We start from the raw sequence: 16,781 nt of genomic DNA, 5'->3' as shown, positions 1-16,781 counted from the left end.
GATTGTCTTTTTTTTATTAGAAAGGTATACTGATAAAAATTTGAAGAAAGAAGGGAATATATGAACATTCGAAAGGCTGCTGTTGCAGATACCAAATCATTGTTAAAAATTTATGCGCCTTATGTAGATCATACGGCTATTACTTTTGAAACAGAGATACCAACTGAGGAAGCGTTTGCATACCGGATCACTCAAACGCTTCAGCGTTATCCATACTTGATTGCTGAAGAAAATGGTGTCATTCTTGGCTATGCTTATGCCACCGCTTACAAAACACGAGCTGCCTATGACTGGACGGCGGAAGTGACGGTTTACATCGATCGAGAAGTAAAAGCAAAAGGGATAGGAACGATGCTTTATCATCATTTGGAGTCAGAGTTGAAAAAACAAAATATCGTAAATTTGACCGCTTGTATCACGGCTGGGAATGAAAGCAGTGTGAGGTTCCATCAAAAATTTGGTTACAAAGAAGTTGCATATTTCCCACAAATTGGCTATAAGTTTGAGCAGTGGCACGATGTTTTATGGATGCAAAAAGAGTTGCAGCAGTTTGATGGTGACGTGCCAAAATTTATTCCCTACCCATTGACACAATAATCATAGCATTAGATTGTCTTTTTTTTGCTAAATGCTTTATTCTTAAGTTAATCAAAAGGTGCTATGAAAAAATGGTTAGTGCTGTATGCTGCAAGATTTTTCAAGGGGCGTGTTTAAGGGTGGCTAGGTTATTGGCTGGTTTGAGTAGGGAAAGTATTCAGAAAAGATTTGCAATTTTTATTCAAACCCATTAAAGTATTCAAGGATAAAACTTTCAAGGAGGCGGAGCTGTTGGGGAAACGGATTGAGCGTATTTATCAATTTTTATTGGAAAATACAGAAAATGGCTTGAATGAAAAGGGAACGACGACATCAGAGGTCGCTGATCAATTGATGATCCAACGAAGCAATGCCAGCAAAGATTTGAATCAACTTGTCAAAGAAGGCCGCGTTCAAAAGAGTGATACCCGGCCAGTGAGGTATTGGGTAGCTCAAGATGCACGGTCTGGGCCTGAGAAATATGTTCCAAGTTATAAAGAGAACCGCCCCCAAAGAGAGAAAGCTACGCCGCAGCGAGTGGATGTCAAATTGGGAAACCGTGATATTTTTTCAACGATCATTGGTGTGAACGGCAGCATGAAAAATGCTGTCGAACAGGCCAAAGCGGCAATTCTGTATCCTCCTAAGGGGCTGAATTGTTTGATCACTGGACCAACAGGTTCAGGGAAGACGTATTTTGCTCACGCCATGTTTCAGTTTGCGAAAAGCAATCAGGTGATCGAAGAGGAAAAAGAGTTGATCGTTTTCAACTGTGCCGATTATGCCAATAATCCAGAGTTGCTTATGAGCCATTTGTTCGGTTATGTTCGCGGTGCTTTTACCGGAGCGGATCAGGAGAAAACTGGAATCATTGATCAGGCGGATGAAAGTATGCTATTTCTAGATGAAATACATCGATTGCCGCCTGAAGGACAAGAAATGATTTTTTACTTTATGGATCATGGAACCTTTAGTCGATTAGGTGAGACTGGTAAAAATCATCAAGCCAATGTTCGCATCGTCGGAGCAACTACTGAGGATCCCAATTCGACATTGTTGGACACTTTTACTCGGAGAATTCCGATCAATATCCAACTGCCGTTTTTTGAAAAACGACCTGCCTCAGAAAAAGTGGATCTTGTTCGGGTACTTGTAGGACAAGAAGCAACACGAATCCAACGCACGATCACATTGACGGAAGATGTCGTTAAAGCGTTGATTGGCAGTGTCAGCTTCGGAAATATTGGTCAATTGAAGTCCAACGTTCAGTTGGTCTGTGCACGAGGGTTCTTGAATCATATGCAACAAGATGAAATCGAGATTGATTTGGACGAACTTCCCGAAGGAATCCGCTCAGGATTAATGGTCTTGGGGAATCGCCGAGATGAGTTAGCAGAGCTGTCCAAAATTCTTGAGCCGACTGTGCGTGTTCAACCAAACCAAAATCTTAATAATATTCAATCCGATTCTTATGAATTACCGTATAATCTTTACGATATTATCGGCGATAAAGCTGCTTTATTAAAAGCGGATGGTCTGGATCAAGAAGCCATCAATCATTTCATATCTACAGATATCAATGTTCATTTGAAATCATTTTACAAAGATCACGGCTTTTCTTTCAATTCAGAAAACAAATTGAGCGAGTTTGTGGATCAAAAAGTGATCACAGTGACAAATCGTATTTATGATCTGGTACGCACAAGGCTGAACTATGAATTTCAGCAAAATTTTGTGTATGCGATGAGCTTACACATTAGTTCTTTTTTGAAAAAAATTCATCTGGGAGAAGAACGGCATACCAATGACAATATTCGTCAAATGGTCGCCGACTATCCGAAAGAGTTTGAAGTTGCTAAAGAAATTCGTACATTTATTGGTGATAGTTTCAAAGTATCGATTCCTGAAAGTGAAACCTATTATTTGGCTGTTTTACTCGTATCTTTGCGGACTGCCCATTCCTCTGGAAAAATTGGTGTAGTTGTAGCAGCCCATGGGAACAGCACGGCAAGCAGTATGGTTCAAGTGGTTCAACAACTTTTAGAAGTGGATCAAGTGGCAGCAGTAGACATGCCTTTGGACATGCCGCCTACCGTTGCATTGAAAAAGATCGAAGAAAGTGTTCAAGCAGTTAATGATGGTAGCGGCGTGATTTTATTAGTAGATATGGGATCTTTAGCTACCTTCAACAATGAGATTCAGAGGGAAACAGGTGTGATTGTACGGACTGTCGATATGGTGACGACATCAATCGTTTTGGAAACAGTCCGAAAAGCCTCAGTTATCGGCACGGACATCGATAGTTTGTATGAATCGCTTAGAAAATTTCGCGGCTATGGTTCCGTTGAACAGCCGGAGGGTCACTTAAGCAATCATCATCGCAAAGCCATCTTAGCCATCTGTGCCTCGGGTAAAGGAACGGCTCAGAGGATCAAAGAACTAATTCAAAGTTCCCTCTCGAAACGTCAAAATCAGAATGTAGAGGTTGTGACACTTTCAGTGGCTGATTTAAAGACTGAGTTAGAACCCATACAAAGACAGTATCAACTGATCGCCACGACAGGGATCATAGATCCAAAAATCGATGCGCCTTTTATTTCTCTGGAACGATTCATTGATCAAGATGTGGATCAATTGTTGGAAGAAATTTTGTTAGAGAATGATCTGAGTTTTGAACAAGATGTTGAACTTGGTGAAGAACAAGCAGAAGAAATTTGTTTTAAATATATGGAGCAAAACCTGACTTTTGTCAATCCGCGAAAAGTTATCGAGCCATTGTGGCAATTTGGCCATCAATTGATCAATGATTTAGAATTGACGGATGCAATACCAGGGTTTCAAATCAATTTTGTGCTCCACTCTGCTGGAATGATCGAACGGATCGTATTAAAGCAACCTTTAACTGTCGATGAACCCCTTGTTTCTGAACTGAAGCAAGAGCCGATGTACAAAAAACTTCACATCCATGTTCGCTCGTTCTCGCGCTTGTTAAATGTAGAAATACCAGAAAGCGAAGAATATTACTTAGCAGAGTTGATTAAAAATCATCAAGAAAAAACGGTTTTGGCTGATCAATAATACATTAAGAATAGAATACACTAAAAAAGATACACTGTTTTTCAGTGTATCTTTTTTAGTGTATCATCAAGAGGCCGATTCTTAAGCCTTTCCAAAGATTAGTGTATTGTATAAAAGTTGGCACGCTTCTTGCTTCTATATAAGTGGATACAGGAGGTGAATGAAAAAAGTAAGGGATCCACAAATAGCCAGCGGATCGATGGATGTAGGAGGTTTTTACGATGGGAATGGATATACGTCTTGCTCGGATCGATGATCGTTTGATTCATGGTCAAGTAGCAACAGCCTGGTCGAAAATGACTGGTATTAACCGAATCATCGTTGTCAGTGACGAAGTCGCAAATGATCAGCTTCGCAAATTTCTTTTGAAAGAAGCCGCTCCGCCAGGAATCAAATCCAATGTCGTCACAGTGGCGAAAATGCTTGAGGTTGCACATAACGCATTATTTGATACCCAAAAAGTCATGTTATTATTTACCAATCCTCAAGATGTTGTCACACTAGTCAAAGGCGGATTACCGATTCATTCAATCAATATTGGAGGAATGAGCTTTTCGATAGGAAAGCGGATGATCACTAATTTTGTTTCTGTCAATGATCAAGACCTCGAATCACTGCTTTATTTGCAGAAACAGGGCATTGAAGTCGAGATTCGAAAAGTTCCTGCTGATCGTAAAATCTATTTGATGGATATTTTGGAAAAAGAGGGTAGTCACACTTGATTTTTCGTCGTTGCTTTTTTTCTTTCATTTAAGTGTCACATTTATCAATTTTGAAATAGGAGGTAAAAAGATGGTAGGAATTATCCTAGCAAGTCATGGAGAATTTGCAAACGGCATTTTGCAATCTGGTTCAATGATTTTCGGCGAACAAGAAAATGTTAAAGCTGTAACATTGATGCCAAGTGAAGGCCCAGATGATATCAAAGCAAAAATGCAAGAAGCAATCGCCACATTCGACGATCAAGAAGAAGTGTTATTCTTAGTTGATCTTTGGGGCGGTACACCTTTCAACCAAGCAAACAGCTTGTTTGAAGACCACAAAGACAAATGGGCAATCGTAGCTGGTATGAATTTACCAATGGTCATCGAGGCTTACGCTTCACGTTTTTCAATGAATACAGCACATGAGATTGCTGCACATATCATTGAAACAGCTAAAGAAGGGGTCAAGGTGAAACCAGAAGAACTTGAACCGGCAGAAGCTGCTGCTCCAGTTGTGGCTGACGATCAACCTAAAGGATCACTTCCTCCAGGTACTGTACTGGGCGATGGCAAGATCAAAATTGTATTGGCTCGTGTTGACTCTCGTTTGCTTCACGGACAAGTAGCTACAGCATGGACAAAATCAGTGAATCCATCACGGATCATCGTAGTATCAGATGCAGTTGCAAAAGACGACTTGCGTAAAAAATTGATCGAACAAGCAGCTCCTCCAGGAGTAAAAGCCAATGTTATTCCAGTAGAAAAAATGATCGAAGTGTCAAAAGACCCTCGTTTTGGTAATACGAAAGCATTGCTATTGTTTGAAAATCCAGAAGATGTATTGCGAGTAGTAGAAGGCGGCGTAGACATTCAAGAAGTCAACGTTGGTTCAATGGCTCATTCAGTCGGAAAAGTTGTTGTAAGTAAAGTATTGTCTATGGGTACTGAAGACGTTGAAACGTTCGAAGAACTAAAATCACGGGGCATCAAATTTGATGTGCGTAAAGTACCAAACGATTCACGCGACAACATGGATGAAATTTTGCGTAAAGCGAAAAACGAATTGTCGAACAAGTAAAAAGTATACAACTAAATAGGAGGTCTATCATGTCTATTATATCTATGGTATTAGTAGTAGTCGTTGCCTTTTTAGCTGGTATGGAAGGGATCTTGGATGAATTCCAATTCCACCAACCGCTAGTGGCATGTACATTGATCGGTCTAGTGACCGGTAACTTAGAAGCATGTATTATTTTAGGTGGATCATTACAAATGATCGCGTTAGGTTGGGCAAACATTGGTGCCGCTGTCGCACCGGATGCTGCATTGGCATCTGTTGCATCTGCAATTATTTTAGTTTTAGGTGGACAAGGACGTGGCGGTGTTGACACAGCCATTGCCGTTGCGATTCCTTTGGCTGTAGCTGGTTTGTTCTTAACAATGATCGTACGTACATTAGCTGTACCAATCGTTCACTTTATGGATGCAGCTGCTGAAGAAGGTAATATCCGCAAAATCGAAATGTGGCATGTGATTGCCGTATGTATGCAAGGGATCCGTATTGCGATTCCAGCAGCAGCATTGCTAGCAATTCCAGCTGCAACTGTTCAAAACTTCCTAGAATCTATGCCAGCTTGGTTAACAGATGGTATGGCTATCGGTGGTGGTATGGTTGTTGCCGTAGGTTACGCAATGGTTATCAACATGATGGCAACTCGTGAAGTATGGCCATTCTTCATCATTGGTTTTGTGATTGCAGCGATTTCTGAATTGACATTGATTGCGATCGGTGCGTTGGCAGTAGCTATTGCATTGATTTACTTGAACATCACCAAAATGGGCGGATCATCAAATGGAGGCGGCGGCAGCAACACTGGCGACCCTCTAGGCGATATCTTGAATGACTATTAGAATCGAAGGAGGAGAAAAAAATGGCAGAAAAAATTCAATTAAGTAAAAAAGATCGTTTAGCCGTAGCATGGCGCTCTACCTTCATTCAAGGTTCATGGAACTATGAACGTATGCAAAATGGTGGTTGGGCATTCTCAATGATTCCAGCAATCAAAAAATTATACAAAACAAAAGAAGACCGTGCCGCTGCTTTGAAGCGTCATTTGGAATTCTTTAACACTCACCCATATATTGCTTCACCAATTCTAGGGGTAACTTTAGCATTGGAAGAAGAACGTGCCAATGGAGCCGCTGTCGATGATGTAGCGATCCAAGGGGTAAAAGTTGGTATGATGGGTCCTTTGGCTGGTGTCGGTGACCCTGTATTCTGGTTTACTATTCGTCCGATGTTAGGAGCTCTAGGTGCTTCTCTAGCGTTAGGAGGAAACATCTTAGGCCCAATCATCTTCTTCTTGGCTTGGAATATCATTCGTTGGGCATTTATGTGGTATACACAAGAATTTGGCTACCGTGCCGGATCAAAAATCACAGATGACCTTTCAGGTGGTTTGCTGCAAGACGTAACAAAAGGTGCTTCAATCCTAGGGATGTTCGTATTAGGATCGCTTGTTCAACGTTGGGTATCAATTTCATTTGCACCTGTTGTATCTCGTGTCCCTCTTGATGAAGGAGCATATGTGGATTGGGCAAAATTGCCATCAGGTCCAGAAGGGTTACAACAAGCATTCCAACAAGTCGCTGAAGGCCGTGCATTAACAGATACGAAAGTAACAACCTTGCAAAACAACTTGGATCAATTGATTCCTGGGTTGGCTGCACTATTACTTACTTTGTTATGTATGTGGTTATTGAAGAAAAAAGTTTCTCCAATCATCATCATTATCGGTTTGTTCTTAGTCGGTATCGGTGGACACTTGATCGGATTGTTCTAATCTTTCAACTAAAAGTGCTTGGGGAAACCCAAGCACTTTTTATCTATTCGCCAAAAATCATCAGAACAAGTATAATAAGAAACAATAAGACGTAGAAATGGAGCAAACAAATTATGGTACAATCCCTGAACACCAAAGTTGATTTGACGATCGATGCGACCTCATTTTTGGGTATCAACGAATATGGCAAAATTATGATCGGCGACAAGGCTTTTGAATTTTACAACGACCGTGACCAGCGGAAGTTTATCCAGATTCCTTGGGAAGATGTAGATTACGTGATTGCCTCTGTCATGTTCAAAGGTCGTTGGATCCCAAGGTACGCTATTCGGACGAAAAAAAATGGCACCTATACTTTTTCTTCGAAAGAGCCCAAGAAAGTTTTGCGGGCGATTCGCGTCTATGTTGATCCGGATCATATGGTTCATTCTCTTGGCTTTTTCGATGTGCTAAAGCGGGCGTTCACTCGCAGAAAATAACATGCAGGCATATTTTTGTTCAAACCATAATTGATGTGGTACCCTTTTATTAGAAAGTTTAGGAGGGGTATTATGCATTTTTTATGGACATTGATCGTAGGTGCGGTCATCGGATCAATCGGAGGCGCAATCGCTGGTGAGAAACGCGGTTGTATCTTTGATATCGTAGCCGGGCTAGTTGGGGCATCGATTGGTCAAGCACTATTTGGAACATGGGGACCACAGATTGCTGGAATGGCAATTGTTCCTGCCATTATCGGAGCGGTCATTTTTGTCGCTGTTGTTTCGTTCTTCTTGGGACGTAGAAAATAACTTACAGCCATTCATTTTTTAATGAATGGCTTTTTTTTTGTGACTTTTTCTCTGTGAGTTCGTATAGTAGGTATGGAGGGGTGACTGAGTTGGGAGATGAACTGTTAGCAAAAATATATAAAGATTACTCGCAAGACTGTTATTTGTATGCGTTTTATTTTACAAAAAATAAAGAGCAGGCCCAAGATTTAGTCAGTGAGGCGTTTCTCGTCATAGCGGAATCTCTCGATGAGCTAAACGAAAAGCAAATCAACTATTTTTTACTAAAAATAATCAAAAATCGCTTCATTGACTGGACGCGTAAACAAACGGTGGCACATAGATGGCGAAAGTTTCCTTCACACGTTTTTCAAGCAGAAAGCCAACAGTTGTCTACCCCATTGGAAGAAATAATAGGACAAGAGAGAAAAAGAGCATTGTATCGCAGTATTGAGAAATTACCTAAAGATACGCGAGAAGTGATTTTACTATACTATTTTTTGGAGTGGCGAATTGAGGAAATTGCAACGTATAAAGAATGGAGCTACACTCAAGCGAAGAATCGTTTGTATCGAGGAAGACAATTACTTAAGGAGGAATTAACAAATGAATGAACCATTTCACTTTGAACAATTGCAAAGAAAAATCAAACAACAACGTTACAAACGAGGGATTTTCTTTCTTTTTGCAGCTGTTGTACTGACAATTGCAGTTTTACTTGTAATGCCAAAATTTGTTGACCTCTTTTTCTATGATCCTCGGCAAAGTAGCCTACAAGTAAATCAAGATAGTTACATCATGAATCGTCAAATCAATAACGAGTTAACGACGCAAAATCATTTTCTATCGAAGTATGAAATACGTTCATTAGGTTTTGGCAGTTATGAGGTGACAGAAGTTTATCAAAATCTCGATCAGAATCATTCTACGATTCAGACAGTAACGATCGATAAAAATCAATTGCTGAAGAATTATCTCTCTAATTCGCAAAAAAAAGATTTTCTTTTTGAATCACGTATGCGAGATTCATCGCGTCTTGAATTCTCTGAGAATCAGACAATGAAGCAGAACCTTTTGAACAATTTAAAAAAATTGCCCAAAAGCACTTCATTGATCACCACATTAATTTTTGAGAAAGACTTATCTTTGGAAGAATTGAGAGACTGGCAGATGTATCAAATACCCAAAGGAGAAATTCTCTGGACAGCTGTTCGAACAGGGGGGGCAACTGGAAATCAAGATTTTCAGCCGCTTGGGTTTTCCAATAGTTTTTCTCGTGTAGTCCCAGAAGAAAAGACACTTGAAGAGAGTTTTTTAAAAGACTTTCCTTTTCTGGATTTATCTGAAGCAACTAGCAAACAACAATCAGACTATTCAGAAACAGAACAATCCGCTGCGCATTTTGAATCGATGTTGAAATACTCACTAACCCAGAAAGACTTTTTAGCCTTGGAATCGAATGACGCGCGTGATATTTTATCTGTTGAACAAATTGAAACAGCGTTGACCTACATTCAAAAAAACGGTGTACAAACCTATGGAATTTCAGCACGCATGTCCGTAGATGCACTGATTACCCTTCTAGAAGACGGTGAAAACATTTTAACGGCGCGTGTGATGGAGACGAATTTGTTTTCTTTGATAGACCAGATTAACGAGGATTAAAGAATGTCAAAAAGCAATCTGTCTTTTTTTGTATAAATTTTTTTCATTCTTTTCGCTTTTCTGGGAAGTTTGCTATAATAATACAGAACAAGAAAGTGGGGAGAAAGAATGTTAAGAGTTGAAAAATTAAGAGAAGCAATGAGAAAAGATGCCGTTGATGGTTTTTTGATCACGAGCCCATACAATTTGCGTTATTTGACTAATTTTACCGGCACGACTGGTTTAGCTGTCATTACATTGGAAAAAGCTTTTTTCGTTACTGATTTTCGTTATACAGAGCAAGCGGCTGCTCAAGCACAAGGATTTGAAATCGTAAAAAATAGCGGACCGATTTTTGAAGAAGTTGCGGCTATTTGCGAAAAAGAAGAGATCAATGTTTTGGCTTTCGAAGAAAGTTACGTCAGCTTTTCTGATTATTCGGTCTTGGAGGAGATTATTGAAGAATCTTCATTGGCTCCTGTTTCAGGTATGATCGAAGCATTGCGGGAAGTCAAAGATGAGTCAGAAATCGCGTTGATCCAACAAGCTTGCCATATTGCGGATCAAGGATTTGAACATATTTTGAAAATGATCCGTCCCGGAATGTCAGAAATAGAAGTAGCCAATCAACTTGACTTTTTCATGCGTTCTTTGGGCGCTACAAGCGTTTCTTTTGATACAATCGTTGCCAGTGGATTACGTTCAGCTATGCCCCATGGGGTAGCTAGTGAAAAAGTAATTGAACAAGGAGATTTGATCACTCTGGATTTTGGTTGCTACTATCAAGGATATGTTTCTGATATGACTCGGACGTTCGCCGTAGGTGATCCCGGAGACAAATTAAAAGAAATTTATCAAATCGTCCTTGAAGCTCAAGAAAAAGTTTTAGCTGCAGCCAAACCGGGCATGACAGGAATTGAATTAGATGCAATCGCACGTGATCATATTGCTTCATTCGGCTATGGAGAAGCTTTCGGACATTCAACGGGTCACGGAATCGGTCTAGAGATCCATGAAGGACCAAACGTCTCTTTCCGAGCAGACAAAGCATTTGTTACGGGCAACGTCATTACAGACGAACCGGGAATTTATCTTCCAGGTATCGGCGGCGTTCGAATCGAAGATGATTTGTTGATCACAGAAACTGGTAATCAAGTTTTGACGCATTCTCCTAAAGAATTGATCATCTTGTAAATCAACATCCTCGTTTATTTCAGAAAATTCATTGAGAATAGTGGGTTATTATAGATTCTCAGTGCAGAAAATGATAAACTTAGAGCGAGAAGAAACCTCTATACAAATGAAACTGTCTATCCAAGTCATGACTTATTGAGACGAAACATATCGTGAAGGGATAGATAACAATGTGTGGAAGTTTAGAATGGAGGCAAAACTTATGAATGAAGATAAAAATCTAGTCTTAGACGCAAGTCCTGAATTAGGCGAAATCGTGATCGCACCAGAAGTCATCGAGATCATTATTGGTATCGCAGCATCTAAAGTGGAAGGTGTCTATGGGATGCGGGGGACATTAGCCAATAGTGTGACTGAATTGCTTGGACGCTCCGCGCATGGCAAAGGGGTCTACTTGACAATCGATGAAACTGGGATCAAGGTTGATCTTTATTGCTATCTAAGCTATGGCGTTTCAGTGCCTAAAGTAGCAATGGAAATTCAAGATCGAGTGAAACAGCAAGTATTGTTCATGACAGATGTTCACTTAGCGGAAGTCAATGTCCATGTGGTAGCTGTAGTACCAGAAAAGATTGAGCAACCTGATATTGAAGAATTATTCGGAAACGACGAGGAAGAAAATGAGTAAAGAATTATCACGTCACGAGATTCGGAAAATGGCTCTGCAAGCCTTATTTCCTTTAGATTTTAATAAAGATTTAACGAAACAAGATGCGATCATGCATGCAATTGAGTTGGAACACCATGAGCTGATTGATGAAGAACAGGAACACTTCGTTCCAGCGTATTTGGATCAACTTGTAGCAGGGGTATGTCAGTACAAAGAAGCGTTGGATGAAGTGATCCAGTCCCATTTAAAATCCGGTTGGAAGATCCAACGATTATCAAAAATGGATGTAACGATTTTACGAATTGCATTATATGAAATGGTGTATGTTGACAATGTTCCTAATCGAGTCGCGTTAAATGAAGCCATTGAATTAGCCAAAACATTCAGTGATGACCAATCAAGAAAATTTGTGAATGGTATTTTATCTAATGTGAACAGTGAAATTGAAAGTAAGAATGACTAGTTTATAATCAAAACAGCCTCAGCTAAAAGCTGAGGCTGTTTTTTGGTTATTTGCGATACAATGCCATAGTTGCTATTAAGTTGGTTGAGGTAAAAAAACTGAGTCTTTTTACAGAGAGAAGTGTTAATAAAAGTATTTTTTTCAAAAAAACAGCTGAAAAATAAAAATAAAAGCGATATTTTGAATAAAAGTATTGACTTTAGAATATTCTGACGATTTAATTGAAAGTAATAATTGAAAGGAGTCAGAAAAAAATGAAAATTATTTCAGTGGATAATGGGAAAGAATTTGAAACGATATTTGATTCATTGAATCAAACCAACGGAAAGGTTCAGATGGGAGTGGTTCGGTTAGCTCCCGGTGAGAAAAGACCATTAGAGGGATTTGCACGTCACACACAAGATGAATTTTCCTATGTGATCAAAGGCAGCGCTCATACAGTTTTAGAAGACGGAACAGATCTCACTGGAAATCCGGGAGACTGTCAATGGATCGAAGCCGGAGAAGGGCATATCAACTACAATGATGGCACAGAAACGGCTGAGGTTGTGTGGTTTTTGGTGGAACGATAAAAAAGGAGGAAAAGAATGAGAAAAGGATTTAACAGATTGTTGGGGTTGATAGTAGCAATGATATTTTTGACTGGATGTACAGCAGGCACAACAACAAAGCAGAAAGAAGATTCAGCCTCTCAAGTGATTCGACTAATGTCTATGACAGAGCTAACTTCATTGGATCCGGCTGCCATGTTGGACTTCCCAGATGCAATTATTCAAACAGCCACTTTTGAAGGCTTATATCTATTGGATGAAAAGGATGAAGTGCAGCCGGGTGTAGCAGTTGATTTACCGGAAATTTCGTCTGACGGCAAAACTTATCGCTTTAGGTTACGCGAAAATGCACAATGGAGCAATGGGGATCCGGTGACAGCGAATGACTTTGAATATGCTTGGAAACGGATGATTGATCCTGAAAATGCATTTCAGTATAGTTTCTTGATGAATGGGTTGATCGAAAATGCGGAAGAAATTGCCCGTGGCGATCAGTCGGCGGATACGCTAGGTGTTGAAGCAAAGGATGACTATACATTAGAAGTCCGTCTTACACAACCAGCTCCGTATTTTACTTCCTTGATGGTTTTTCCGATTTTCTTTCCTCAAAATCAATCGGTTGTCGAAAAATTTGGACAGGAATATGGGACAGCTAGCGACAAAATTGTTTATAATGGACCATTTGTTGTAAAAAACTGGCAGCAAACTGAGATGAATTGGGATTTAGCCAAGAATGAATCTTATTGGGATCAAGAAGCTATTCTGGCAGAAGAGATCCATTATGATGTGGTAAAAGAATCTGCAACCGCGCTAAATCTTTATGAAGATGGACAGTTGGATGTCGCGATCATCAGTGGAGAGATCGCCAAACAAATGCAGTCAAGTGACCAATTTGCCTCTTATCCTTCTGCAACGATGAATTATATCCGGTTAAATCAAGAAAGAAAGGGACAACCGACACCTTTACAAAATGAAAATTTACGAAAAGCTCTCGCATTGGCCATTGATAAAGAGAATCTTGTCAATAATATTATGGCAGATGGATCCAAACCCTTGAATGGCGCGATCACAGAAGGCTTTGTCGCTAATCCTGATACTGGCGTGGACTTTCGTGAGGAAGCTGGTGATTTGATGGCCTATGATAAAGAAAAAGCGCTAGCCTATTGGGAACAGGCAAAAGCAGAATTAGGCGATGAAATCGAGCTTGATCTGTTAACGACTGATGATGGTTCCTACAAAAAAATGGGTGAAAGTATCCAATGGAGTTTGGAGGACCTCTTTACTGGTTTGAAGGTCAATATGCGCTCGCTGCCAGCCGAAACAGCGTTGAATCTTGCTAGTGAAAGCGACTATGATTTGTTCCTAATTTATTGGACTCCCGATTACCAAGATCCTTATTCTACACTTAAGATGATGTATAGCGGAAACAATCGCCATTACTCGAATCCTGTTTATGACCGCTTATTGGATGATGCCAGCACTACCTATGCTCTTGATGAGAACAAGCGATGGGAAACGATGATTGCAGCCGAAAGAGAACTGATGGAAACAACTGCCGGTATGATCGTTATCAGCCAAAATCAAAACTCAGTGTTACAAAATCCTTCAATCTCAGGATTAAACTATCACACTTTTGCGGCACCGATGACTCTCAGAAACCTTGTGAAAAATGAGTGAAGAATAGCTGATCAATCAGACTCATTATATCAAAACTGCGGGTTTTGAATTGATTAGGTTTCTACAAATAAATAGTGAAAACTAGGCAGTCCTTTTGCAAAAGAGGCTGCCTTTATTGTTCTGTGTGAGTCTTTGGTTAAGCAGTTGCAATGAGAAAATGCTATGATACTAGAGATGGGAAACTATGATTTTCCTACCAGAAATCATTTTTCTTCAAAGCGAACTATGCTAGAATAGAAAAAAGTCAGAGGAGTTGTCAAGATGGGTATTTTGATTAATGGAAAAGAATTAGCAGAAAAAATGCAAGCAGATCTTACTGCAGAAACCGCCCTTTTAAAAGAACAAGGAATTGTTCCCGGCTTAGTTGTTTTACTGGTAGGGGAAGATAAAGCAAGTCAAACGTATGTGCGAAACAAAGAACTGGCTGCGGCAAGAATCGGCATACGATCTAAAGTTGAACATTATCCCGAGTCGATAACTGAAGAAGAACTACTTAGTGAAATCGACAAGTACAATCAGGACCCAGACTTTCATGGTATCTTAGTCCAGCTGCCACTGCCAAAACAAATCGATGAAGAGAAAGTGTTGCTAGCTATCCGACCTGAAAAAGATGTCGATGGTTTCCATCCTATCAACCTTGGTAAATTGTTTGCTGGTGTTCCCGATCGAATCCCTTGCACCCCTTACGGTATTATGAAAATGTTTGAAGCGTATGATATTCCACTTGAAGGTAAAAATGCATTAGTGATCGGCCGAAGCAATATCGTAGGCAAACCGATGGCACATTTGCTTCTCGGTAAAAATGCTACCGTCACTATCGCACATTCAAAAACACAGAATTTACCAGCATTGGCTAGACAAGCCGATATCTTAGTGGTTGCGATTGGACGCGGTCATTTTGTAACTAAAGAATTTGTGAAAGAAGGAGCAGTCGTTATTGATGTAGGAATGAATCGTGATGAGGCAGGAAAATTGATTGGGGATGTGAAATTTGCTGAAGTTGAACCTATCGCAAGCTATATCACGCCAGTTCCACGAGGCGTCGGACCAATGACGATCACGATGCTGATGGCACAAACCTTAGCAGCGGCAAAGGAGACTGTAAAGAGATAACATGGCACAACAATATTTAACTGTGACCGCATTGACCAAATACTTGAAACGCAAGTTTGATGCTGATCCTTACTTGGAACGGGTCTATTTGACTGGAGAAATCTCCAATTTTCGCAGACGGCCAAACCATCAATATTTTAGCTTGAAAGACGATGGCGCAAAAATTTCGACAGTCATGTTCAAGGGAGCTTTTGACAAGCTGCGATTTCAGCCGGAAGAAGGAATGAAAGTGTTGGCTGTTGGCCGCATTTCACTCTATGAGGCCAGCGGAAATTATCAGATGTACATTGAACACATGGAACCTGACGGAGTGGGGGCGTTGTATCAAGCCTACGAACAACTTAAGAAAAAATTAGCAGAAGAAGGGCTATTTTCAGCTCCAAAAAAAATCCTTCCACGATTTCCAAAACGAATCGCGGTACTTACAAGCCCGAGTGGCGCAGTGATTCGGGATATTATCACCACTGCGCAGCGGCGCTATCCGATTGCCGAAATCGTCTTGTTTCCAACCGTAGTCCAAGGAGACAAGGCAGCAGATGATGTAGTAAAAAATATCCAGCGAGTAGAAGCAGATGGCACCTTCGATACAATGATTATTGGCCGCGGCGGAGGTTCTATCGAAGATCTCTGGCCATTTAATGAAGAACGCGTTGCACGTGCCATATTCGCTGCCGAGACACCAGTCATTTCTTCTGTGGGACATGAGACAGATACCACCATCGCTGATTTAGTGGCTGATGTACGAGCAGCCACACCAACTGCTGCTGCTGAATTAGCAGTGCCAGTTCTTTCAGAAGAAATTTTACGGATCGAAGAGAAGCAAACAAGGCTTGAACAAGCATTTATGTATCAAATCCAGCGGAAACAAGAACGTTTCCAACGGGCAATAGGTTCTTATATTTTTCGTCAACCAGAGCGCTTATATGAGGCCCAAGCGATTAAGCTGGATCAGTTGCAGCAACGAATGAATCAATCGTTGCAAACACAGCTCTATGATAAAGAGAAGGTGGCCAGTCAGTTGATTCATCGTTTGGAACAACAGCTACCTAAGGCACGGCTATCAGCTGCAGGACAAGAAGTTACTTATTTAACGCAACGACTAGAAAAAGCCATTCAACTTAGCGTTGAAAAAAAAGAACAGCGATTTTTAAGTGCTCTCCAATCGTTAGATCTTTTGAGCCCTCTAAAAATCATGGGACGAGGCTACAGTTTTACGACGAAAGACGAGCAAGTCGTTAAAACCATCGCAGATATTGAAGCTGGTGATGAGTTGAACGTCCATTATCAAGATGGTCAAGCGCTTGTTAAAGTTATTGCAACAGAAGGAGAAGATCATGGCAAATCCAACATTTGAAGAATCATTACAAGAATTAGAACAAATCGTTACTCGGCTGGAACAAGGGGATGTACCATTAGAAGAAGCTCTTGACGCTTTTCAAAAGGGAATGGTGTTAAGCAAACAGTGCAAAGATACATTGGCTAAAGCAGAAAAATCATTAACAAAAATGATGACTGAAAACAATGAAGAAGTTCTTTTTGATGAGGAAGACTAATGGAT

18 protein-coding genes are annotated in these 16,781 nt (G+C 40.4%); all 18 read left to right on the top strand.

The annotated features are described in order from the left end of the window. Nucleotides 1-60 precede the first annotated feature (60 nt). The 18 genes from IGJ45_RS10220 (at nucleotide 61) to IGJ45_RS10135 (ending at nucleotide 16,776) form a co-directional block, all read left to right on the top strand. Complete coding sequence (locus tag IGJ45_RS10220; protein ID WP_349703769.1) at nucleotides 61-597, top strand: GNAT family N-acetyltransferase; 537 nt, start codon at nucleotides 61-63, stop codon at nucleotides 595-597. A gap of 231 nt (nucleotides 598-828) precedes the next feature. Further along, nucleotides 829-3,654, top strand: coding sequence for a sigma-54-dependent transcriptional regulator (locus IGJ45_RS10215; RefSeq protein ID WP_005471136.1), 2,826 nt, complete (start codon nucleotides 829-831; stop codon nucleotides 3,652-3,654). A gap of 227 nt (nucleotides 3,655-3,881) precedes the next feature. Continuing rightward, nucleotides 3,882-4,376 (top strand): PTS system mannose/fructose/N-acetylgalactosamine-transporter subunit IIB, encoded by a 495-nt coding sequence (locus IGJ45_RS10210; RefSeq protein WP_029486684.1) that lies wholly within the window; start codon nucleotides 3,882-3,884, stop codon nucleotides 4,374-4,376. A 70-nt stretch (nucleotides 4,377-4,446) separates the two neighbouring features. Next, complete coding sequence (locus IGJ45_RS10205) at nucleotides 4,447-5,436, top strand: mannose/fructose/sorbose PTS transporter subunit IIB (protein ID WP_003126193.1); 990 nt, start codon at nucleotides 4,447-4,449, stop codon at nucleotides 5,434-5,436. 29 nt (nucleotides 5,437-5,465) lie between these two features. Next, a complete protein-coding gene (locus tag IGJ45_RS10200) occupies nucleotides 5,466-6,269 on the top strand; it encodes a PTS mannose/fructose/sorbose transporter subunit IIC (protein WP_003126194.1) in 804 nt (267 codons plus the stop codon). 20 nt (nucleotides 6,270-6,289) lie between these two features. Further along, a complete protein-coding gene (locus IGJ45_RS10195; protein ID WP_349703768.1) occupies nucleotides 6,290-7,201 on the top strand; it encodes a PTS system mannose/fructose/sorbose family transporter subunit IID in 912 nt (303 codons plus the stop codon). A 113-nt stretch (nucleotides 7,202-7,314) separates the two neighbouring features. After that, entirely contained in the window at nucleotides 7,315-7,680 is a 366-nt protein-coding gene (locus IGJ45_RS10190; protein ID WP_005471141.1) for a DUF956 family protein, read from the top strand. A 72-nt stretch (nucleotides 7,681-7,752) separates the two neighbouring features. Continuing rightward, on the top strand, nucleotides 7,753-7,992 hold the full coding sequence (locus IGJ45_RS10185) for a GlsB/YeaQ/YmgE family stress response membrane protein (RefSeq protein ID WP_005471142.1): 240 nt from the start codon (nucleotides 7,753-7,755) through the stop codon (nucleotides 7,990-7,992). Between the two features lie 80 nt (nucleotides 7,993-8,072). Further along, nucleotides 8,073-8,585, top strand: coding sequence for an RNA polymerase sigma factor (locus IGJ45_RS10180; RefSeq protein WP_005471145.1), 513 nt, complete (start codon nucleotides 8,073-8,075; stop codon nucleotides 8,583-8,585). Beyond that, entirely contained in the window at nucleotides 8,578-9,636 is a 1,059-nt protein-coding gene (locus IGJ45_RS10175; protein WP_349703767.1) for an anti sigma factor C-terminal domain-containing protein, read from the top strand. The genes IGJ45_RS10180 and IGJ45_RS10175 overlap by 8 nt, the downstream gene beginning before the upstream one ends. 108 nt (nucleotides 9,637-9,744) lie before the next feature. Continuing rightward, the gene (locus IGJ45_RS10170; RefSeq protein WP_081131629.1) at nucleotides 9,745-10,809 is read left to right on the top strand and encodes a M24 family metallopeptidase; all 1,065 of its coding nucleotides are present in this window, start codon (nucleotides 9,745-9,747) and stop codon (nucleotides 10,807-10,809) included. Between the two features lie 202 nt (nucleotides 10,810-11,011). Continuing rightward, nucleotides 11,012-11,437, top strand: coding sequence for an Asp23/Gls24 family envelope stress response protein (locus IGJ45_RS10165; RefSeq protein ID WP_003126202.1), 426 nt, complete (start codon nucleotides 11,012-11,014; stop codon nucleotides 11,435-11,437). Further along, complete coding sequence (gene nusB / locus IGJ45_RS10160) at nucleotides 11,430-11,882, top strand: transcription antitermination factor NusB (protein ID WP_003126203.1); 453 nt, start codon at nucleotides 11,430-11,432, stop codon at nucleotides 11,880-11,882. Before IGJ45_RS10165 ends, nusB begins: the two co-directional genes overlap by 8 nt. Before the next feature lie 254 nt (nucleotides 11,883-12,136). Beyond that, on the top strand, nucleotides 12,137-12,454 hold the full coding sequence (locus tag IGJ45_RS10155; protein WP_113849571.1) for a cupin domain-containing protein: 318 nt from the start codon (nucleotides 12,137-12,139) through the stop codon (nucleotides 12,452-12,454). Between the two features lie 15 nt (nucleotides 12,455-12,469). Continuing rightward, on the top strand, nucleotides 12,470-14,110 hold the full coding sequence (locus IGJ45_RS10150) for a peptide ABC transporter substrate-binding protein (RefSeq protein ID WP_311828330.1): 1,641 nt from the start codon (nucleotides 12,470-12,472) through the stop codon (nucleotides 14,108-14,110). A 261-nt stretch (nucleotides 14,111-14,371) separates the two neighbouring features. After that, entirely contained in the window at nucleotides 14,372-15,223 is an 852-nt protein-coding gene (locus tag IGJ45_RS10145; RefSeq protein WP_005471160.1) for a bifunctional methylenetetrahydrofolate dehydrogenase/methenyltetrahydrofolate cyclohydrolase, read from the top strand. Between the two features lies 1 nt (nucleotide 15,224). After that, nucleotides 15,225-16,577: an exodeoxyribonuclease VII large subunit gene (xseA, locus tag IGJ45_RS10140; protein WP_113849573.1), complete on the top strand. Its 1,353-nt coding sequence runs from the start codon at nucleotides 15,225-15,227 to the stop codon at nucleotides 16,575-16,577. Then, nucleotides 16,558-16,776, top strand: coding sequence for an exodeoxyribonuclease VII small subunit (locus tag IGJ45_RS10135; protein ID WP_003126209.1), 219 nt, complete (start codon nucleotides 16,558-16,560; stop codon nucleotides 16,774-16,776). The genes xseA and IGJ45_RS10135 overlap by 20 nt, the downstream gene beginning before the upstream one ends. Nucleotides 16,777-16,781: the final 5 nt, after the last annotated feature.

This window comes from Enterococcus sp. DIV0574 (genome assembly GCF_051711125.1).
Classification (GTDB): Bacteria; Bacillota; Bacilli; order Lactobacillales; family Enterococcaceae; genus Enterococcus_D; species Enterococcus_D gallinarum.
This window is presented reverse-complemented; position numbering and strand designations above follow the sequence as displayed.